The sequence below is a fragment of the Pseudomonas sp. LBUM1663 genome, from assembly GCF_059695905.1.
Window position 1 is genome coordinate 403,782 of the sequence record NZ_CP166792.1, and the last position, 21,082, is coordinate 424,863.

14 protein-coding genes are annotated in these 21,082 nt (G+C 60.7%); 12 read left to right on the plus strand and 2 right to left on the minus strand.

Translation table 11 applies throughout. The features are described 5' to 3' along the window. Positions 1–182: 182 nt before the first annotated feature. Positions 183–2,402, minus strand: a complete 2,220-nt coding sequence (locus tag ACA075_RS01890) for a primosomal protein N' (RefSeq protein WP_497297049.1) — start codon at positions 2,400–2,402, stop codon at positions 183–185. A 170-nt stretch (positions 2,403–2,572) separates the two neighbouring features. Here ACA075_RS01890 and rpmE point away from each other — a divergent pair, with 170 nt between their 5' ends. From rpmE to ACA075_RS01905, 3 genes are all read left to right on the plus strand, one after another. Continuing rightward, the gene (gene rpmE, locus ACA075_RS01895; RefSeq protein ID WP_059181778.1) at positions 2,573–2,803 is read left to right on the plus strand and encodes a 50S ribosomal protein L31; all 231 of its coding nucleotides are present in this window, start codon (positions 2,573–2,575) and stop codon (positions 2,801–2,803) included. A 14-nt stretch (positions 2,804–2,817) separates the two neighbouring features. Beyond that, positions 2,818–3,618 (plus strand): thermonuclease family protein, encoded by an 801-nt coding sequence (locus ACA075_RS01900; RefSeq protein WP_497297050.1) that lies wholly within the window; start codon positions 2,818–2,820, stop codon positions 3,616–3,618. 182 nt (positions 3,619–3,800) lie between these two features. Next, positions 3,801–5,069, plus strand: a complete 1,269-nt coding sequence (locus tag ACA075_RS01905; protein WP_010464435.1) for a malic enzyme-like NAD(P)-binding protein — start codon at positions 3,801–3,803, stop codon at positions 5,067–5,069. 271 nt (positions 5,070–5,340) lie between these two features. On the opposite strand, the gene ACA075_RS01910 is transcribed toward ACA075_RS01905, so the two are convergent. Continuing rightward, entirely contained in the window at positions 5,341–7,785 is a 2,445-nt protein-coding gene (locus tag ACA075_RS01910; RefSeq protein WP_497299184.1) for a penicillin-binding protein 1A, read from the minus strand. Positions 7,786–8,003: 218 nt separating this feature from the next. On the opposite strand from ACA075_RS01910, the gene ACA075_RS01915 reads away from it, so the two are divergent. From ACA075_RS01915 to gltB, 9 genes are all read left to right on the plus strand, one after another. Further along, the gene (locus ACA075_RS01915) at positions 8,004–9,068 is read left to right on the plus strand and encodes a pilus assembly protein PilM (protein ID WP_497297051.1); all 1,065 of its coding nucleotides are present in this window, start codon (positions 8,004–8,006) and stop codon (positions 9,066–9,068) included. Then, positions 9,068–9,634 (plus strand): PilN domain-containing protein, encoded by a 567-nt coding sequence (locus ACA075_RS01920; protein ID WP_497297052.1) that lies wholly within the window; start codon positions 9,068–9,070, stop codon positions 9,632–9,634. Before ACA075_RS01915 ends, ACA075_RS01920 begins: the two co-directional genes overlap by 1 nt. Further along, on the plus strand, positions 9,631–10,254 hold the full coding sequence (gene pilO / locus ACA075_RS01925; protein WP_497297053.1) for a type 4a pilus biogenesis protein PilO: 624 nt from the start codon (positions 9,631–9,633) through the stop codon (positions 10,252–10,254). Before ACA075_RS01920 ends, pilO begins: the two co-directional genes overlap by 4 nt. Beyond that, complete coding sequence (locus ACA075_RS01930; protein ID WP_497297054.1) at positions 10,251–10,778, plus strand: pilus assembly protein PilP; 528 nt, start codon at positions 10,251–10,253, stop codon at positions 10,776–10,778. Before pilO ends, ACA075_RS01930 begins: the two co-directional genes overlap by 4 nt. Positions 10,779–10,791: 13 nt before the next feature. Beyond that, positions 10,792–12,870, plus strand: coding sequence for a type IV pilus secretin PilQ (locus ACA075_RS01935; RefSeq protein WP_497297055.1), 2,079 nt, complete (start codon positions 10,792–10,794; stop codon positions 12,868–12,870). A 4-nt stretch (positions 12,871–12,874) separates the two neighbouring features. Continuing rightward, a complete protein-coding gene (aroK, locus tag ACA075_RS01940; protein WP_010464421.1) occupies positions 12,875–13,393 on the plus strand; it encodes a shikimate kinase AroK in 519 nt (172 codons plus the stop codon). A 151-nt stretch (positions 13,394–13,544) separates the two neighbouring features. Further along, complete coding sequence (aroB, locus tag ACA075_RS01945; RefSeq protein ID WP_102593630.1) at positions 13,545–14,645, plus strand: 3-dehydroquinate synthase; 1,101 nt, start codon at positions 13,545–13,547, stop codon at positions 14,643–14,645. 10 nt (positions 14,646–14,655) lie between these two features. Then, on the plus strand, positions 14,656–16,254 hold the full coding sequence (locus ACA075_RS01950) for an SPOR domain-containing protein (protein ID WP_497297056.1): 1,599 nt from the start codon (positions 14,656–14,658) through the stop codon (positions 16,252–16,254). Positions 16,255–16,604: 350 nt separating this feature from the next. Beyond that, positions 16,605–21,050, plus strand: coding sequence for a glutamate synthase large subunit (gene gltB, locus ACA075_RS01955; protein ID WP_497297057.1), 4,446 nt, complete (start codon positions 16,605–16,607; stop codon positions 21,048–21,050). Positions 21,051–21,082 lie beyond the last annotated feature (32 nt).

Consider the following 21,082-nt stretch of genomic DNA (forward strand, 5'->3'; position numbering starts at 1 on the left):
ACTGGGCATTATCCGTTGCGAAGGCGGGCTTGCCAACTATAGCGGGCAGGTTATGGATATGTGGTGACAAATCGGGCCTCTTCGCGGGCAAGCCTCGCTCCTACAGGTTCGTGTCGTTCACAATATTGGCAAACGACTCACCCCTGTAGGAGCGAGGCTTGCCCGCGAAGGCGATCTAACAATCAATACAAATCGACGGGATCAACATCCAGCGACCAGCGCACCGCCCGCCCGCTCGGCATCTGCTCCAGCACCAGCAACCAATTGGCGAGCAGCCGATGCAACGGCGCCCGGGCCGTGGCCTGCAACAACAACTGCGCACGATACCGACCTGCGCGGCGTTCCATCGGAGCCGGCACCGGGCCGAGCAGCTCGATACCGGTCAGATTCTGCTCAGCCAGCAAGCGCTCGGCCTCACTGCACGCCTCATCGAGAAAACCTTCGGCCTGCCCCGGTTTGTGCGCTTCGGCCCGCAGCAACGCCAAATGCGCAAACGGCGGCAATCCCGCAGAACGACGCTCACTCAAGGCCTGTTCGGCAAAGGCGAAATAGCCTTGTTCGGTCAATTGCACCAGCAACGGATGATCGGCCAGGTGCGTCTGGATAATCACCTTGCCCGGCTCTTCGGCTCGCCCGGCCCGGCCAGCAACCTGAACGATCAACTGAGCCATGCGCTCGCTGGCGCGGAAGTCGCCGGAGAACAACCCGCCGTCGGCATCGAGAATCGACACCAGCGTCACCCGTGGAAAGTGGTGCCCTTTGGCGAGCATTTGTGTGCCCACCAGAATGCACGGGTGGCCTTTCTGAATGGTCGCGAACAACTGATTCATCGCATCTTTACGCGACGTACTGTCGCGGTCGACCCGCAGTACCGGGACGTCCGGGAACAGAATCGCCAGGCGTTCTTCTGCGCGCTCGGTGCCGGCACCCACCGGCCGCAGATCGACCTTGCCACACTTCGGGCAATGCCGAGGCACGCGTTCCACGTAGCCGCAATGGTGGCAGCGCAACTCGCCGGAGCGCTGGTGCACGGTCATTCGCGCATCGCAGCGCTGGCACTCGGACATCCAGCCGCAGTCATGACACAGCAGCGTCGGCGCAAAACCGCGACGGTTGAGGAACACCAAGACTTGTTGGCCGGCCGCCAGGGTCTGGCCGATGGCTTGCTGCATCGGACCGGAAATACCGCTGTCCAGCGGACGGCTTTTTACATCGAGGCGCAGGAATCGCGGTTGCTTGGCGCCGCCAGCGCGCTCGTTCAGTCGTAGGAGGCCATACCGACCGGTGTAGGCGTTGTGCAGGCTTTCCAGCGAAGGCGTGGCGGAGCCAAGTACGATCGGGATGTTTTCCTGCCGTGCGCGCACCAGCGCCAGATCGCGGGCGTGATAGCGCAGGCCTTCCTGCTGTTTATAGGAGCCATCGTGCTCTTCGTCGATGATGATCAGGCCGGGGTTCTTCATCGGCGTGAACAGCGCCGAACGGGTGCCGATAATGATGTCAGCGTCGCCGTCCCGCGCGGCGAGCCAAGCCTCGAGGCGCTCGCGATCATTGACCGCCGAGTGAATCAGCGCGATGCGCGCATTGAAGCGCTGCTCGAAGCGCGCCAGGGTTTGCGGGCCGAGGTTGATTTCCGGGATCAGCACCAGCGCCTGCTTGCCGGCTTCGAGGGTTTCGCGGATCAACTGCAAATAGACTTCAGTCTTGCCGCTGCCGGTAACGCCGGCCAGCAGGAACGCGTGATAACTGTCGAACCCGGCGCGAATCGCTTCATACGCGGCACGCTGCTCTGGGTTGAGCGGCAACTCCGGTTGCGCCAGCCAATGTTCGTGGCGGGCGCCGGGGGCGTGCTTGCGGATCTCCACCTGTACCAGGTCCTTGGCCAGCAACAGATCCAGGCTGTCCTTGCTCAGCATCAGTTTGCTCAGCAACTGATGAGCGACGCCGTGCGGGTGCTGGGCCAATGTCGCTAAGGCTTCACGCTGGCGCGGCGCTCGGGCGATACGCGGGTCATCCAGGCTGGCGCCGGGCGCGGCGGACCAGAACCGTTCCTGGCGCGCCTCGGCCAGTTCGCCTTGTCGCAGCAACACCGGCAGCGCCCAGCTCAAGGTGTCGCCGAGGCTGTGCTGGTAATACTGCGAGGTCCACAGGCACAGCTTGAACAGTGCTGGCGGTAGCGGCGGGGTGGCGTCGAGCAGGGCCAGCGCCGGTTTGAGCTTTTCCGCCGGGACTTCGCTGGTGTCGGTGACCTCCACCAGAATCCCGATCATCTCCCGCCGGCCGAACGGCACCCGCAGGCGCATGCCCGGTTGCAACTGGGCGCGCAGGACCCCGGCCGGGGCACGGTAATCGAACAGGCGGCGCAGCGGCGAAGGCAGGGCGAGGCGCAAAATGGCGTCGGGCACGCGATGGTTTTCTCGATGATGGGACGGTGAAGAAGGCCGGGAGCCTAGCAGACGGTCGGTGTAAGGGACAGCTTGCGTGATCGCAAAGGTCTGGTAGAATCCGCGGCCTAATTACGTGCGGTATTCAACAATAGTGTTGAGTGGCGGCACGCTAGCCCGAGGAAGACACCATGAAAGCCGATATCCATCCAACATACGAAGTCACCGCAGTTACCTGCAGCTGTGGCAACAAGTTCGAAACTCGCTCGAACCTGGCCAAGCCTCTGGCGATCGACGTATGCAACGAGTGCCACCCGTTCTACACCGGTAAGCAGAAGACTCTGGATACTGGCGGTCGTGTACAGCGCTTCGCAGACCGTTTCGGCGCTTTCGGCAAGAAAGCTCCTGCTGCTGCAGAGTAAGGTTGAAAAGCCCCATGGGCTTTACCTTGCTAACGAAAAAGGCGTCCCTCGCGGGCGCCTTTTTTGTGTCTGCGATTTGGCTGTCCGGCGCCCAGGCCTTCTGTCCGCTACCAAGCGGTCTGACACCCGTCGCGGTGCAACGGGTGGTGGATGGCGACACGTTGCGCCTGAGCGATGGCCGCAGTGTGCGCATGATCGGCTTGAATACGCCTGAGCTGGGCAAGCAGGGCCGTTCCGACGAGCCGTTCGCCGTGGTCGCGCGCAAACGCCTGGAAGCGCTGGTGGCGGCCAGCGACGGGCGCGTGGGTTTGCTGCCCGGTAAAGAAAGCAAAGATCATTACGGTCGCACGCTGGCCCATGTCTACGGCGCCAATGGCGCCAACCTCGAAGCGCAGATGCTCGCCGAGGGCCTCGGTTTTCAAGTGGCGGTCGCGCCGAATGTCGATTTGGTCAGCTGTCAGCAAGCCGCCGAACACAGTGCCCGTCAGGCCGGACTCGGGTTATGGCGGCAATCGCCTGTACTGAAAGCGGAGCAGATCAGCGCCTCCGGTTTTGCCGTGATCAGTGGTCGTGTGAGCAAGGTTCAGCGCAATCGCGGCGGGGTTTGGATTGAGTTGCAGGACGCGGTTGTATTGCGCGTTGCACCCAATTTGCTCGGGCAGTTCGATGTTGCATCGCTTGAGCGGCTGAAGGGCAAGCAGATTGAGGCGCGTGGATGGATTGTGGATCGATCGCACCGGGGCGGTTTGAAATCCGGGCAGGCACGCTGGCTTCTGCCGCTGACCGACCCGGCGATGCTGCAAGCGGCACCCTGATAAAAAATTGTAGACATTTTTTATGTCGATTGTGAACAGTCTATCCCTTGTGTTCCGCGGCTCTTGGCCCAAAGTCGTGAGGCAGGGCGCTTGACAGGGGTGACCGGTCAGTCTTGTGGGGACTTTACGACACGCGTATCCTCGGCGGTCCGTCTGTCCAACAGTAAAAGCGGAATGCCCACATGTCTGATTTGAAAACTGCCGCTCTCGAATATCACGCCCATCCTCGTCCAGGGAAGCTGAGTGTCGAGCTCACCAAGGCCACCGCTACCGCCCGCGATCTGTCGCTGGCTTACAGCCCCGGCGTAGCCGAACCAGTACGCGAAATCGCCCGCGATCCTGAACTGGCCTACAAATACACCGGCAAAGGCAACCTGGTTGCAGTCATTTCCGATGGCACCGCGATTCTCGGCCTGGGTAACCTTGGCCCATTGGCTTCCAAGCCAGTCATGGAAGGTAAAGGCGTGTTGTTCAAGCGCTTCGCCGGCATCGACGTTTTCGACATCGAAGTCGACTCCGAAAGCCCGCAAGCCTTCATCGACACCGTCAAGCGTATCTCCATCACCTTCGGTGGCATCAACCTGGAAGACATCAAGGCCCCTGAGTGCTTTGAGATCGAGCGCGCTCTGATCGAGCAGTGCGACATTCCAGTGTTCCACGATGACCAGCACGGCACCGCAATCGTTACTGCGGCCGGCATGATCAACGCCCTGGAAATCGCTGGCAAAACCCTCGCTGACGCCAAGATCGTCTGCCTGGGCGCCGGTGCGGCCGCCATCTCCTGCATGAAACTGCTGGTGAGCATGGGCGCCAACATCGAAAACATCTTCATGGTTGACCGTACCGGTGTGATCCACTCCGGCCGTGACGACCTGAACCAGTACAAGGCTGTCTTCGCTCACGCGACCGACAAGCGCACCCTGGCTGACGCCCTGACCGGTGCTGACGTGTTCGTTGGCCTGTCCGGCCCGAACCTGCTGAGCGCTGAAGGCCTGAAATCCATGGCGGCCAACCCGATCGTGTTCGCCTGCTCCAACCCGGATCCGGAAATCGCCCCGGAACTGGCGCACGCCACCCGTGACGACGTGATCATGGCGACCGGCCGTTCGGACTACCCGAACCAGGTCAACAACGTACTGGGCTTCCCGTTCATCTTCCGTGGCGCCCTGGACGTTCGCGCCAAGCGCATCAACGAAGAGATGAAAGTGGCAGCGGCCAACGCCCTGCGTGAACTGGCCAAACTGCCGGTTCCTCAGGAAGTGTGCGACGCCTACGGTGGCATCAAGCTGGAATTCGGTCGTGAGTACATCATTCCGAAGCCAATGGATGCCCGCCTGATCACCGTGATCTCCGATGCCGTGGCCAAGGCCGCCATCGAGACCGGCGTAGCAACCCTGCCGTATCCGAAGAACTACCCGCTGAAAAGCGTGGATGACGTGTTCAACGGCTAAGCCGTTGTAGCGCTTCAACCGAAAAGCCCCGATTCGTATGAGTCGGGGCTTTTTTTCGTCTGTGGCTTTTGCGCCGCCTATTAGGGCCTCTTCGCGGGCAAGCCCGCTCCCACAGTGGATTGTCGGTGTGAATGCGATCTGGTACGCAACAGAGACCCCTGTGGGAGCGGGCTTGCCCGCGAAGGGGCCTTCCAGGACAACACAAAACCTGCAGGCAATAAAAAGCCCCGCTCTTCTTCCGAAGGCGGGGCTTTCGCATTGCGCTACGCGATCAGAACAAATCGATCGGCGCCGCTTCATCCGCAGGCAGTGGGCTGCCCGGCGCATTGCCGTTACCCAGTTCATTCACCGACGGTGGCGTGTCTTCGGCCTTGAACAGCTCGAAGTACGCGCCTGGCGTGCCTGGGCTGGCCGCACGGCCGCTGACCGGGTCAACCCGCAGGCTGAGAATGCCTTCCGGCTCTGCCTGGGTGTGAGGCGGCTTGTCCTTAAGGGCGGCAGCCATGTAGTTCATCCAGATCGGCAGCGCGACGGTGCCACCGAACTCGCGCTTGCCCAGGCTTTCAGGCTGATCGAACCCGGTCCAGACGGTGGTCACGTAATCGGCGTTGTAGCCGGAGAACCAGGCGTCCTTGGATTCGTTGGTGGTACCGGTTTTGCCCGCAATGTCACTGCGACCCAAGGCCAGTGCGCGGCGGCCGGTGCCGAGTTTGATCACGTCCTCAAGCATGCTGTTGAGGATGTAAGTGGTGCGACCGTCGACGATGCGTTCGGCCACGGCCGGCGTTTGCGGCGCAGTGCCGGGTGCGGCCGGAGCTTCCCCCGGCGTCGCATTGACCGTGAACGCCTGGGCGTCGGTCGGTGCGGCGATGCCGTTGGTCGCTGTGTCGCCCTTCGGAACGCTCGGCGGGTTGGCGACGAACAGCGTGTCGCCATTGCGGCTTTCGATCTTGTCGATGATGTACGGGCTGATTTTGTAGCCGCCGTTGGCGAAGGTGCTCCAGCCGGTGGCGATTTCCATTGGCGTCAGGGTCGCGGTGCCCAGGGCCAGGGACAGGTTGCGCGGCAAGTCCTGCTTGTTGAAGCCGAACTTGCTGATGTAGTCGATGGTGCGATCGACGCCCAGTGCCTGTACCAAACGGATCGATACCAGGTTGCGTGACTTGTACAGCCCTTCACGCAGGCGGATCGGGCCGAGGAAGGTGTTGGTGTCGTTCTTCGGGCGCCAGACCTTGTCCAGGTATTCATCGACGAACACGATCGGTGCATCGTTCACCAGGCTGGCGGCGGTGTAGCCGTTATCCAGCGCGGCGCTGTACACGAAGGGCTTGAAGCTCGAACCCGGCTGACGCTTGGCCTGCATGGCGCGGTTGTAGTTGCTCTGCTCGAAGGCAAAACCACCGACCAGCGAGCGGATGGCGCCGTTCTGCGGATCCAGGGACACCAGCGCGCCTTGCGCTTGCGGGATCTGGCTGAATTTCAGCGAATTGTCCGGTTGGCGCTGCACGCGAATCAGGTCACCGACCTGAGCCACGTCCGATGGCTGCTTCGGATTGGCGCCCATGCTGTTGGTATTCAGGAACGGTCGCGCCCATTTCATGCTGTCCCAACCGATGTGTTCTTCACCGGTGCGGGTCAGTACTTGCAGGCCAGTCTTGTCGACCTGAGTGACGATGGCGGGCTCAAGACCGCTGATGGTGCGTTGCTTGGTCAGCTCGGTGGCCCAGGCTTCGCGAGTCTTGCCCGGCAGGCGCGACTCGGGACCGCGATAGCCGTGACGCTGATCGTAGGTCATCAAGCCTTCGTGGACTGCGGTGTTGGCCATTTCCTGGAGATTGCTCGGCACCGTCGTGGTCACGCGGAAACCTTCGGTGTACGCGTCGCTGCCATAGCGGCCGACCATTTCGGCACGGGCCATTTCAGCGATGTACGGCGCGTTCACTTCCGGCGTCGGCACGTGGTAGCTGGCGTTCAACGGTTCGTTGATCGCAGTGGTGTAGTCGGCTTCGGTGATCTTGCCGAGTTTGTACATGCGCCCCAGGATCCAGTCGCGACGTTCCTTGCTGCGGGCCGGGTTGGCCAGCGGGTTGAAGCGCGAAGGGGCTTTTGGCAGGCCGGCGATCATCGCCATCTGCGCCAGGCTGACGTCGCGAATCGATTTGCCGTAGTAAACCTGCGCGGCGGCTTCGATGCCGTAGGCGCGGTTGCCCAGGTAGATCTTGTTGACGTAGAGCTCGAGGATCTCGTCCTTGGTCAACTGCCGTTCGATCTGCAGGGCCAGGAGGATTTCGGTGGTTTTGCGCGAGAAACTACGTTCGCTGGTCAGGAAGAAGTTCTTCGCCACCTGCATGGTGATGGTGCTGCCGCCGGACTGGATGTGTCCGCTTTTTACCAACTGGGTCGCCGCACGCATCAGGCTGCTGGGATCGACACCGTAGTGGTTGGCAAAATTGTCGTCTTCAGCACTTAGTAACGCATTGATGAAGTTGGGGGGAATGTCGGCGAAACGGATCGGTGTGCGGCGCATTTCGCCAAATTCCGCGATCAACTTGTTGTCGCTGCTGTACACCCGCAATGGAATCTGCAACTGGATGCTTCTCAGAGCCTCCACAGATGGCAATCCCGGACTAAGGTAAAGAAACGCGCCACTCAGACCAAGGAGCAGTCCGCAGAAAACGGCGACGATGGACCAACCGAAAAATTTCAGCAGACGAATCAAGGCTTTGGGATATCCAGGGCAAAGAATGAATTAGGCAACAGGGTTCAGATAAACAGGGAGCAACCCGCGCTTGCAGTAAAAACCGGAAAAAAACGCTGGGCATTATAAGCATTTTTCCGTCGAGAGCGTCATTTGCGCTGCTGTCAAGACGGGTGGTTTGAACGCAACGGGTATTACAGAGTCCGTAAGACACGGATAGTCATAGGGAATTGGTAGTGCTAGGACTCTTCAATAAAAAAGCCAATACGCTTCTGGGCATCGACATCAGCTCCACGTCGGTGAAGCTGCTTGAGCTAAGTCGCCAGGGTGAGCGTTATCGGGTCGAGGCCTATGCGGTCGAGCCCTTGCCTGCCAACGCAGTGGTCGAAAAAAATATCGCCGAGCTCGAAGGCGTGGGCCAGGCACTCGCGCGCGTGCTGCTCAAGGCCAAAACCAATCTCAGGAATGTCGCCGTCGCCGTCGCCGGTTCGGCAGTCATCACCAAAACCATCGAGATGGACGCAGGTCTTTCCGACGACGAGATGGAAAACCAGCTGAAGATCGAGGCCGATCAGTACATTCCCTATCCTTTGGATGAAGTCGCCATCGACTTCGAAGTCCAGGGCGTGTCGGCGCGAAACCCCGAACGCGTCAATGTGCTGCTGGCGGCCTGTCGCAAGGAAAACGTCGAGGTGCGTGAAGCCGCCCTGGCGCTGGCCGGCCTGACGGCGCGAGTGGTGGATGTCGAGGCCTATGCGCTGGAACGATCATTCTCCTTGCTGGCGGGGCAACTGGCGGTCTCTCAGGAGGGGCTGACCGTGGCGGTGGTCGACATCGGCGCGACCATGACCACCCTGAGCGTGCTGTACAACGGGCGGATCATCTACACCCGGGAACAATTGTTCGGCGGTCGTCAGCTCACGGAGGAAATCCAGCGTCGTTACGGCCTGACCATCGAGCAGGCGGGGCTGGCGAAGAAGCAGGGCGGATTGCCGGATGACTACGTCAGCGAAGTCTTGCAGCCGTTTCGCGATGCGCTGGTGCAGCAGGTTTCCCGGTCGTTGCAGTTCTTCTTCGCTTCCGGTCAGTACAACGCGGTCGATCACATCCTGCTGGCTGGCGGTACCGCGTCGGTCCCGGGGCTTGATCGCCTGATCGAACAGCGGTTGGGCACGCCGACCCAGGTGGCCAATCCGTTCTCCGACATGGCGTTGAGCAGCAAGGTCAACGCCGGGGCCCTGGCAAGCGATGCGCCCGCACTGATGATCGCTTGCGGGCTCGCCCTCAGGAGTTTCGACTGATGGCGCGGATCAATCTTTTACCCTGGCGCGAAGAGCTGCGTGAAGAGCGCCGCAAACGCTTTTTGCTGGCACTGGTCGGCATATTGGTGTGCTCGGTGGGCGCAATTTTTATCGCGGACCAGATCATCAGTGGCGCCATTGACCGACAAGTGGCCCGTAACGATTACATCGGCAAACAGATTGCCGTGGTCGACGAGCGCATCAAGCAGATCAGCGATCTGAAGTCCCGTCGCCAGCAGCTTGTCGAGCGCATGCGCATCATCCAGGACCTGCAAGGTAACCGTCCGATCAGTGGGCGGATTTTCGACCAGTTGGCGCGTACCCTGCCGGACGGGGTGTATTTCACCGAAGTGAAAATGGCCGGAAAAACCCTGTCCATTACCGGCGCGGCGGAATCGAACAATCGGGTTTCGGACCTGATGCGCAACCTCGACGCGTCTGATTGGTTCGATGCGCCGAGTCTCACGGAAGTCAAAGCCACCACCGCCGGTCAGCTGGATCAGGCCAACGTCTTTCAGTTGACCGTCCGTCAGACTCAGCCCCCCGTTGTGGAGGCTGGCAAATGAGCCCCTCGGAATGGTTCGAAGGCCTGCGCAAGATCGACATCAACGATCTGGACACCAACAACATGGGTTCCTGGCCGCCAGCGATCAAGGCCCTGGCGGGCGTCTTGCTCATGGTTCTGGTGTTGGCCCTCGGCTACACCTTTTTCATCAGCGATCAGGAAGATCACCTCGCACTCAAGCGCGAAGAGGAGTCGACCCTCAAGGAGCAATTCGCGACCAAGGCGCATATGGCGGCGAATCTGGAGCTGTACATCCAGCAGATGAAAGAGATGGAGAACTCTTTTGGCGTGCTGCTGCGGCAATTGCCCAGTGACACCGAAGTGCCCGGGCTGCTGGAGGACATCACCCGCACCGGTCTCGGTAGCGGGCTGGAGTTCGAAGAGATCAAGCTGCTGCCGGAGGTTACCCAGCAGTTCTACATCGAACTGCCGATCCAGATCACCGTTACCGGTGCCTATCACGACCTGGCGACGTTCGTCAGTGGCGTGGCCGGGTTGCCGCGGATCGTTACGCTGCATGATTTCGACCTCGCGCCGGCCGACCCCGAGGGCGGTCCAAAACTGCGCATGAGCATCCTTGCCAAGACCTACCGCTACAACGACAAGGGGCTGCAGAAATGAGCCCGATTCGTTGCGTGTTGATGGGTGTGCTACTCGCCGGCCTGGCCGGTTGCGGCAACGGCAATGACGTCGGCGACCTAGACGCCTACATGAATGAAGTGCGGCTCAGGCCGCCGGGCAAGATTGAACCAACGCCGACATTCCGGTCTTACCCGACGTTCACCTACAGCGCTGCCAACCTGCGCAGCCCGTTTTCCCGGCAGGTAAGGGTTGATCTGGCGGGTCAGAAGCACGGCTCGCGTAACGTCAAACCCGACCCCAACCGGGCCAAGCAGTACCTCGAAGGTTTCAACATCGAGCAGTTTGAAATGGTCGGCACGATCTCCAATGCGACCGGCTCCTTTGCGCTGTTGCGCGGGGCAGGCGGTGTGCATCGGCTGAAAGTCGGCGATTACCTGGGGCGTAACGATGGACGGATCGTCGCCATCAGCGGCTCGCAAGTCGATGTGGTCGAAATCGTTCCCGATGGCGAAGGTGCCTGGTTGGAACGACCACGGACCATCCCTTTGAAAGAGCACTCATAGTGGAACTCGAATAATGAACAGGATTTTCTCAACCCTCGGTATCTCGCTATGGATAGCGTTGCTGTCGCCGATGGTACAAGCGGCCAACCTCAAAGCGCTGGATGTCGCTGCGCTGCCGGGTGATCGTGTCGAGTTGAAGTTGTCTTTCGATGGCCCCCCACCGCAACCTCACGGTTACACGACCGAGTCGCCTGCACGAATCGCGCTGGATCTGCCCGGCGTGGTCAATCAGCTTTCGAGCAAGAGTCGTGAGCTGGGCGGCGGCAATGCCCGTAGCGCGACGGTGGTGGAAGCCAAGGACCGGACGCGGCTGATCATCAACCTGACGCAACTGACCCCCTACAGCGCCCGGGTCGAAGGCAACAAATTGATCGTGGTGGTCGGGCAAGGCGCCAACAAGGCGTCCCGCCCGCCCGCCAGTGCTCCACGCGCCGCGACCGCAAACCCAGCCCCGACGAAAGCCTACGCGCCCGTAGGCAAAGCCATTCGCGGTGTGGATTTCCAGCGCGGTACGCAGGGTGAAGGCAACGTGGTGATTGATCTGTCGGATCCGTCCATCGCCCCTGACATCCAGGAACGCGACGGCAAGATCATCCTCGGTTTCGCCAGAACCCAATTACCAGAGCCGTTGCGCGTGCGTCTGGACGTCAAGGATTTCGCCACCCCGGTGCAGTTCGTCAATGCCAGCGCCACGGGCGATCGGGCCACGATCAGTATCGAGCCCAGCGGAGCGTTCGATTATTCGACCTACCAGACCGACAACAAGCTGACGGTCAGCATTCGGCCAATGACCGTCGACGACCTGCAAAAGCGCAACGCCGAACGTTTTGCCTATACCGGTGAAAAACTCTCGCTGAATTTCCAGGACATCGATGTGCGTTCGGTGCTGCAACTGATCGCCGATTTCACCAACCTCAATCTGGTGGCCAGCGACACGGTGCAGGGCGGCATCACCTTGCGTTTGCAGAACGTGCCGTGGGACCAGGCGCTGGACCTGGTGCTGAAAACCAAAGGCCTGGACAAGCGCAAGATCGGTAACGTCCTGTTGGTGGCGCCGGCCGATGAAATCGCCGCGCGTGAACGTCAGGAACTGGAATCGCAGAAGCAGATTTCCGACCTCGCGCCGTTGCGTCGCGAATTGCTGCAGGTCAACTACGCCAAGGCCGCCGACATCGCCAAGCTGTTCACGTCGGTGACCAGTGCCGAAGCGAAAATCGACGAGCGGGGTTCGATCACGGTTGATGAGCGGACGAACAACATCATTGCCTACCAGACCCAGGACCGACTCGACGAACTTCGTCGCATCGTCGCGCAACTGGACATCCCGGTGCGTCAGGTGATGATCGAGGCGCGAATCGTCGAAGCCAACGTCGACTACGACAAAAGCCTCGGCGTGCGCTGGGGCGGTTCGGTGCAGAACAAGGGCAACTGGAACACATCCGGCGTCAGCAATGGTTCGTCGACCACCATCGGTACTCCGGGCAGCACCAGCACCAACTCGCCGTTTGTCGACCTGGGCGCTGCGGGCAACACCTCGGGGATCGGCATCGCCTTCATCACCGATAACGTGTTGCTGGACCTGGAGCTGACGGCGATGGAGAAGACCGGTAACGGCGAAATCGTCTCGCAACCCAAGGTGGTCACGTCCGACAAGGAAACCGCGAAAATCCTCAAGGGCACCGAGATTCCCTATCAGGAAGCCAGTTCCAGCGGTGCTACGTCGGTGTCGTTCAAGGAGGCGTCGCTGTCCCTTGAGGTCACGCCGCAGATCACCCCGGACAACCGGATCATCATGGAGGTCAAGGTCACCAAGGATGAGCCGGACTACCTGAACAAGGTCCAGGATGTACCGCCGATCAAGAAAAACGAGGTCAATGCCAAGGTACTGGTCAATGATGGCGAGACCATCGTGATTGGCGGGGTTTTCTCAAATACTCAGAGCAAGGTTGTAGATAAGGTGCCATTTCTCGGTGATGTGCCGTATCTTGGCCGCCTTTTCCGGCGTGACGTGGTTTCGGAGAAAAAATCCGAGCTGCTGGTATTTCTCACTCCGCGTATCATGAATAACCAGGCGATTGCTGTGAGTCATTGATTCTGTGCGAAATTTGATTCTTGTTGGACCGATGGGGGCTGGAAAAAGCACCATCGGCCGGTTGCTGGCCAAAGAGCTGCGCCTGCCGTTCAAAGATTCCGATAAGGAAATTGAATTGCGCACGGGCGCCAATATCCCGTGGATTTTCGATAAAGAAGGCGAGCCGGGCTTTCGTGACCGCGAGCAGGCGATGATTGCCGAGCTGTGCGGCTGCGACGGCGTGGTGCTGGCGACCGGTGGCGGCGCGGTAATGCGCGAAGCCAATCGTCGGGCGTTGCACGCCGGCGGTCGGGTGGTCTATCTGCATGCCTCGGTCGAGCAGCAGGTCGGCCGCACTTCCCGTGATCGCAATCGTCCCTTGTTGCGCACTGCCGATCCGGCCAAGACCCTGCGGGATCTGCTGGCGATCCGCGATCCGCTGTATCGGGAAATCGCCGACCTGGTGGTTGAAACCGATGAGCGGCCGCCGCGAATGGTCGTGCTCGATATTCTCGAACGCTTGCAGCAGCTACCTCCCCGTTAAAGCGAGGCGCGAAATGCGCTATCCTCGGCGTCCTGTCACGACCGCTCAAGGTTGTGGCGGATGGCTACCGAACGGCGTCACACCAGCAGACGCCGTGGACATTCGTTAACTCAAGGCAGGACGCCTGATTCCATCTTCACTGTGGGGACACATGCAGACACTCAAGGTCGATCTAGGCGAGCGCAGCTACCCGATTCACATTGGCGAAGGTTTGTTGGATCAGCCTGAGCTGCTGGCCCCGCATATCCGCGGGCGTCAAGTGGCGATCATCTCCAACGAGACCGTTGCGCCGCTCTATCTCGAACGTCTGACCCGCAGCCTTGCGCAGTTCTCGGTGATTTCCGTGGTGCTGCCCGATGGCGAAGCCTTCAAGACCTGGGAAACCCTGCAACTGATTTTCGACGGCCTGCTGACTGCACGCCACGACCGCCGCACCACGGTGATCGCCCTCGGTGGCGGTGTGATTGGTGACATGGCCGGTTTCGCGGCTGCCTGCTATCAGCGCGGTGTTGATTTCATCCAGGTCCCGACTACGTTGCTGTCGCAAGTCGACTCCTCGGTGGGCGGCAAGACCGGGATCAACCATCCGCTGGGCAAGAACATGGTCGGCGCGTTCTATCAGCCGAACGTCGTGCTGATCGATACCGCTACCCTCAATACCTTGCCGGCCCGCGAACTCTCTGCGGGGCTGGCGGAAGTCATCAAGTACGGGCTGATCTGCGACGAGCCGTTCCTGACCTGGCTCGAAGAAAACGTCGATCGCCTGCGCGCCCTGGACCAGGTCGCGCTGACGTATGCCATCGAGCGTTCCTGCGCCGCCAAGGCTGAGGTGGTCGGTGCCGACGAGAAGGAAACCGGTGTTCGTGCCACGTTGAACCTGGGTCACACCTTCGGACACGCTATCGAAACCCATATGGGCTATGGTGTCTGGCTTCATGGTGAAGCCGTTGCTGCTGGCACCGTAATGGCTTTGGAAATGTCCGCGCGGCTGGGCTGGATCAGCGAGCAAGAGCGCGATCGCGGCATTCGCCTGTTTCAGCGTGCCGGCCTGCCGGTCATCCCGCCAGAAGAGATGACCGAAGCCGATTTTCTCGAACACATGGCAATTGACAAGAAAGTGATCGACGGTCGTTTACGCCTGGTGCTGCTGCGCCACATGGGCGAAGCGGTGGTGACCGACGATTATCCGAAAGAAGTTTTACAGGCCACGCTGGGAGCGGATTACCGCGCCCTGGCTCAGCTTAAAGGTTAATAAGATCCCGATGACTAGTTTGCATGCCGACGAGGCTTTCCTCGGCCATTACCAGTTAAGTCATGACCCTTTTGCTCCACGGGTGCCTGGCTTCAAATTCTTCCCGGCCCAGCGCAAACCGGTGCTGGGGCAACTGCATCACCTGGCACGCTACAGCCAGTTGCTGCTGGTGGTCACCGGCCCACAAGGCAGCGGCAAGACCCTGTTGCGACAAGCCCTGGTGGCCAGCACCAACAAACAATCGGTGCAAAGCGTGGTGGTTTCCGCCCGTGGCGCTGGCGATGCGGCCGGCGTGCTGCGTCAGGTGGCCCAGGCGCTGAACGTTGCCCAGCCGGAGGTCAATGCGATTCTGTCGCAGGTCGTGCAACTTGCGCTGACCGGGCAGGAAGTCTATTTGCTGGTGGATGACGCCGAGCAGCTCGACGAATCCGCGCTGGAGGCCTTGCTGGCCCTGGCCGCCGGTGCGCCGGAAGGTCGTCCGCATGTGTTCCTGTTCGGTGAGTCGTCGCTGATTGCGCAACTGGACGCGCTGAGCCTCGAGGAAGAGCGTTTCCACGTCATCGAGTTGCAGCCCTACACCGAAGAAGAAACCCGTGAATACCTGGACCAGCGGCTCGAAGGCGCCGGCCGGGGTATCGAACTTTTTACCGCAGATCAGATCTCTGATATTCACGAAAGCTCCGACGGCTGGCCTGGCATCATCAACCAGGTTGCCCGCGATGCAATGATCGAAGCCATGATTGCCAGCCGCTCAGCGGTCAAGCGTCCAAGTATGGGGTTCAACATGCCGAAGAAACACGTATTGGCGATTTCCGCCGTCGTCGTGGTCGCGGTAGCCGCCGCCTGGTTGATGCCAGGTCGCAGCAAAGCACCGACCACCGGCGCGCCGGCCAACGAACAGGCGCAATTGCCACTCGGGCAGGGCACGCCACAACCTAACAGCGGCGGTGCGCCTTCCGTCGAATTCGCCGGTAATTCGCAACCGATGCCATTGCCGCTGGTCGGCAACTCGCAACCGGTCATGCGCGGTCCGCTGGCCGAAGCCGCCGGTGGCATCACTGAAGGCGACGACGGCGTGCCGGTCGAAGGGTCCAGCGCTACACCGCCAACCGTGACCACCACCGCGCCACCAGCGGGTATTCAGCCGGGCCCTGCGCCGACGCCAGCCGCCAAACCGGTGCCAGCGCCGACTCAGGTTGCGACCGCCAAGCCAGTCCCGACTGCGCCAGCCGTGAAGCCGGCCCCAGCGCCAGCCAAGCCAGCCGTCGTGGCCACCGCCAAGCCTGTCGAGAAGCCAGCCGCCGCTCCTGCGAAAGGCGCGGGTGGCACTTGGTACGCCGGTCAACCTACCAGCAACTACGTGGTGCAGATCCTCGGCACCAGCTCCGAAGCGACTGCGCAAAACTTCGTGAAAGAGCAGGGCGGCGAGTACCGTTATTTCAAGAAAGTCCTCAACGGCAAGCCGCTTTACGTCATCACCTACGGTAACTTCGCCAACCGCGATGCAGCCCTGACCGCCATCAAGGCCTTGCCAGCGAAGGTTCAGGCTGGTAAACCTTGGCCTCGCACTGTCGCCAGCGTCCAACAGGAACTGGCAACAACTCGCTGAAGATTCGGCGGCCTTACCCAGGCCGCCTCTCCAAGCACCTCAAAATTTCTGCAAGTGCATGCCGTCTCTCCAGACCGCGTGCCTTGTGGTGTCTGCGTTACAGTAGTCTTTGAGTCGTTGCGGTCAAAATTAAAAAAGTTTTGACTAGCACAGCAGATCGCTTTAAACCTTTCACAAATGCGACATAGATTTGCGACAGTTCGTCGTCAAATTTGTGAGCGTCTGTGTCGCTGTGTACAATGACCACCCTTTTGCCCCCGCTAAGCCGACGAACGTTCGGCGTGGATCGCAAGTGGTTGAATTGAAAAGAAATTTGCCTCGAAAAGAGGCAGCCTGGTGAGAAAGTGTCTATGAAAGCAGGTCTGTACCAACCAGATGAATTCAAGGATAACTGCGGTTTCGGCCTGATAGCCCATATGCAGGGCGAGCCCAGTCATACCCTTTTGCAAACGGCCATCGAGGCCCTGACCTGCATGACCCACCGCGGTGGGATCAACGCTGACGGCAAGACCGGTGATGGTTGCGGTCTGCTGATTCAAAAGCCGGATGTGTTCCTGCGAGCCATCGCCCAGGAAACCTTCGGCGTCGAACTGCCCAAGCAATATGCCGTAGGCATGGTCTTCTTTAACCAGGACCCGGTCAAAGCCGAAGCCGCTCGCGAGAACATGAACCGCGAGATCCTGGCCGCCGGCCTGCAATTGGTCGGCTGGCGCAAAGTGCCCATCGACACCAGCGTCCTCGGCCGCCTGGCCCTTGAACGCCTGCCGCAGATCGAGCAGGTGTACATCGGCGGTGAAGGCCTGAGCGATCAGGACATGGCGATCAAGCTGTTCACCTCTCGTCGTCGCTCGTCCGTGGCCAATGCCGCCGACACCGATCACTACATCTGCAGCTTTTCGCACAAGACCATCATTTATAAAGGCCTGATGATGCCGGCGGACTTGACCGCCTTCTATCCAGACCTCAGCGACCAGCGCCTGCAAACCTCGATTTGCGTGTTCCACCAGCGCTTCTCCACCAACACCCTGCCGAAATGGCCGCTGGCTCAACCGTTCCGCTTCCTGGCGCACAACGGCGAGATCAACACCATCACCGGCAACCGCAACTGGGCCGTGGCCCGTCGCACCAAGTTCACCAACGATCTGATGGACCTGGAAGAGCTCGGCCCGCTGGTCAACCGTGTCGGTTCCGACTCCTCCAGCATGGACAACATGCTCGAGCTGATGGTCACCGGTGGCATCGACCTGTTCCGTGGCGTGCGGATGATCATTCCGCCTGCGTGGCAGAACGTCGAAACCATGGACCCGGACCTGCGGGCGTTCTACGAATACAACTCGATGCACATGGAACCGTGGGACGGCCCGGCCGGCGTGGTAATGACCGATGGTCGTTACGCGGTGTGCCTGCTCGACCGTAACGGTCTGCGTCCGGCGCGTTGGGTCACCACCAAAAACGGTTTCATCACCCTGGCCTCGGAAATCGGTGTCTGGAACTACCAACCTGAAGACGTGATCGCCAAGGGCCGTGTTGGCCCGGGTCAGATCTTCGCCGTGGACACCGAAACCGGCCAGATCCTCGACACCGATGCGATCGACAACCGCTTGAAGTCCCGTCATCCGTACAAGCAATGGCTGCGCAAGAATGCCCTGCGCATCCAGGCGACCATGGAAGACAACGACCACGGTTCGGCGTTCTACGACGTTGATCAGCTCAAGCAGTACATGAAGATGTATCAGGTCACGTTCGAAGAGCGCGACCAGGTGCTGCGTCCGCTCGGCGAGCAAGGCTACGAAGCCGTCGGCTCGATGGGCGACGATACGCCGATGGCCGTGCTGTCCCAGCGCGTGCGCACGCCGTATGACTATTTCCGCCAGCAGTTCGCGCAGGTCACCAACCCGCCGATCGACCCGCTGCGTGAAGCCATCGTCATGTCACTGGAGATCTGCCTCGGTGCCGAGCGCAACATCTTCCAGGAGTCGCCGGAACACGCCTCGCGCGTAATCCTCAGCTCGCCGGTCATTTCCCCGGCCAAGTGGCGTTCGCTGATGAACCTGGATCGTCCGGGCTTCGAGCGCGCGATCATCGACCTCAACTACGACGAAAGCGTCGGCCTCGAAGCGGCCATCCGCAACGTTGCCGATCAGGCTGAAGAAGCCGTGCGCTCCGGTCGCACCCAGGTCGTGCTGAGTGACCGTCACATTGCCCCGGGCAAGTTGCCGATCCACGCTTCCCTGGCCACCGGCGCGGTGCACCACCGCCTGACCGAGAAAGGCCTGCGTTGCGACTCCAACATCCTCGTGGAAACCGCCACCGCTCGCGACCCGCATCACTTTGCAGTGCTGATCGGTTTCGGCGCCTCGGCGGTCTATCCGTTCCTGGCCTACGAAGTGCTGGGCGACCTGATCCGTACCGGTGAAGTGCTGGGCGACCTCTACGAGGTGTTCAAGAACTACCGCAAAGGCATCACCAAAGGTCTGTTGAAGATCCTGTCGAAGATGGGCATTTCGACCATCACCTCGTACCGTGGTGCGCAACTGTTCGAAGCCATCGGCCTGTCTGAAGAAGTCTGCGAGCTGAGCTTCCGTGGCGTGCCGAGCCGCATCAAGGGTGCGCGTTTCGTCGACATCGAAGCCGAGCAGAAAGCCCTGGCTGCCGAAGCCTGGAGCCCGCGCAAGCCGATCCAGCAGGGCGGTCTGCTGAAGTTCGTCCACGGTGGCGAATATCACGCCTACAACCCGGACGTGGTCAACACCCTGCAAGCCGCTGTGCAGCAGGGCGACTACAGCAAGTTCAAGGAATACACGGCGCTGGTGGATAACCGTCCGGTGTCGATGATCCGTGACATGTTCAAGGTCAAAACCCTGGACACGCCGCTGGACATCAGCGAGATCGAACCGCTGGAATCGGTGCTCAAGCGCTTTGACTCCGCGGGCATCTCCCTCGGCGCCTTGTCGCCGGAAGCTCACGAAGCCCTGGCCGAAGCCATGAACCGCCTCGGTGCGCGTTCCAACTCCGGCGAAGGCGGCGAAGACCCGGCGCGTTACGGCACCATCAAGAGCTCGAAAATCAAGCAAGTGGCGACTGGCCGTTTCGGTGTGACCCCGGAATACCTGGTCAACGCTGAAGTGCTGCAGATCAAGGTCGCTCAGGGCGCCAAGCCCGGCGAAGGTGGTCAGCTGCCTGGTGGCAAGGTCAACGGTCTGATCGCCAAGCTGCGTTACGCAGTGCCGGGCGTGACCCTGATTTCGCCGCCGCCGCACCACGACATCTATTCGATCGAAGACTTGTCGCAGCTGATTTTCGACCTGAAACAAGTCAATCCGAAGGCTTTGGTTTCGGTGAAGCTGGTTGCAGAAGCGGGCGTCGGCACCATCGCTGCCGGTGTGGCCAAGGCCTATGCGGACTTGATCACCATCTCCGGCTACGACGGCGGCACCGGTGCATCGCCGCTGACCTCGATCAAATACGCCGGCGCTCCGTGGGAGCTCGGCCTGGCCGAAACCCACCAGACCCTGCGCGGCAACGACCTGCGCGGCAAAGTGCGGGTACAAACCGACGGAGGCCTGAAAACCGGCCTCGACGTGATCAAGGCCGCCATCCTCGGCGCTGAAAGCTTCGGCTTCGGCACCGCGCCAATGATCGCCCTGGGCTGCAAGTACCTGCGTATCTGCCACCTGAACAACTGCGCCACCGGCGTCGCGACTCAGAACGAGAAGCTGCGCAAGGATCACTACATCGGGACGGTCGACATGGTGGTGAATTTCTTCACCTACGTCGCCGAAGAAACCCGTGAGTGGCTGGCCAAGCTGGGCGTGCGTTCCCTCGAAGAGCTGATCGGCCGCACCGATCTGCTGGACATCCTCGAAGGCCAGACCGCGAAGCAGCAACACCTGGACCTGACCCCGTTGCTCGGCAGCGATCACATCCCGGCGGACAAGCCTCAGTTCTGCCAGGTCGACCGCAACCCGCCGTTCGACAAGGGCCTGCTGGCCGAGAAAATGGTCGACATGGCCACCTCGGCCATCAACGACATGAGCGGCGCTGATTTCGCCCTGGATATCTGCAACTGCGACCGTTCGATCGGCGCGCGGATCTCCGGTGAAATCGCCCGCAAACACGGCAACCAAGGCATGGCGAACGCGCCGATCACCTTCCGCTTCAAAGGGACGGCCGGTCAGAGCTTCGGTGTGTGGAACGCCGGCGGCCTGAACATGTACCTGGAAGGCGACGCCAACGACTACGTCGGCAAAGGCATGACCGGCGGCAAGCTGGTCATCGTTCCGCCGAAGGGCAGCGTCTACAAGACTCAGGACAGTGCCATCATCGGCAACACCTGCCTGTACGGCGCCACGGGCGGCAAGTTGTTCGCCGCTGGCACCGCGGGCGAGCGTTTCGCGGTGCGTAACTCCGGTGCTCACACCGTGGTGGAAGGCACGGGCGACCACTGCTGCGAGTACATGACCGGTGGTTTCGTCTGCGTGCTGGGCAAGACCGGTTACAACTTCGGCTCAGGCATGACCGGCGGTTTCGCCTACGTGCTCGACCAGGACAACAGCTTCGTTGACCGGGTCAACCACGAACTGGTGGAAATCCAGCGGATCAGCGGTGAGGCGATGGAAGCCTATCGCAGCCACCTGCAACGCGTGCTGAACGAATACGTCGAGGAAACCGACAGCGAATGGGGTCGTAACCTCGCTGAAAACCTCGATGACTATCTGCGCCGTTTCTGGCTGGTCAAGCCCAAGGCTGCCAACCTGAAATCGTTGCTTTCCAGCACCCGTGCCAACCCGCAGTGATATGCGCCTGAAGAGTTTGATGAGGTTTTAAC

Excerpts from the sequence above, each read along its gene's own strand:
- aroB (WP_102593630.1), top strand. The coding sequence starts at position 13,545 with ATGCAGACACTCAAGGTCGATCTAGGCGAGCGCAGCTACCCGATTCAC.
- rpmE (WP_059181778.1), top strand. The coding sequence starts at position 2,573 with ATGAAAGCCGATATCCATCCAACATACGAAGTCACCGCAGTTACCTGC.
- ACA075_RS01900 (WP_497297050.1), top strand. The coding sequence starts at position 2,818 with ATGGGCTTTACCTTGCTAACGAAAAAGGCGTCCCTCGCGGGCGCCTTT.
- ACA075_RS01920 (WP_497297052.1), top strand. The coding sequence starts at position 9,068 with ATGGCGCGGATCAATCTTTTACCCTGGCGCGAAGAGCTGCGTGAAGAG.
- ACA075_RS01930 (WP_497297054.1), top strand. The coding sequence starts at position 10,251 with ATGAGCCCGATTCGTTGCGTGTTGATGGGTGTGCTACTCGCCGGCCTG.
- ACA075_RS01905 (WP_010464435.1), top strand. The coding sequence starts at position 3,801 with ATGTCTGATTTGAAAACTGCCGCTCTCGAATATCACGCCCATCCTCGT.
- ACA075_RS01935 (WP_497297055.1), top strand. The coding sequence starts at position 10,792 with ATGAACAGGATTTTCTCAACCCTCGGTATCTCGCTATGGATAGCGTTG.
- ACA075_RS01950 (WP_497297056.1), top strand. The coding sequence starts at position 14,656 with ATGACTAGTTTGCATGCCGACGAGGCTTTCCTCGGCCATTACCAGTTA.
- pilO (WP_497297053.1), top strand. The coding sequence starts at position 9,631 with ATGAGCCCCTCGGAATGGTTCGAAGGCCTGCGCAAGATCGACATCAAC.
- gltB (WP_497297057.1), top strand. The coding sequence starts at position 16,605 with ATGAAAGCAGGTCTGTACCAACCAGATGAATTCAAGGATAACTGCGGT.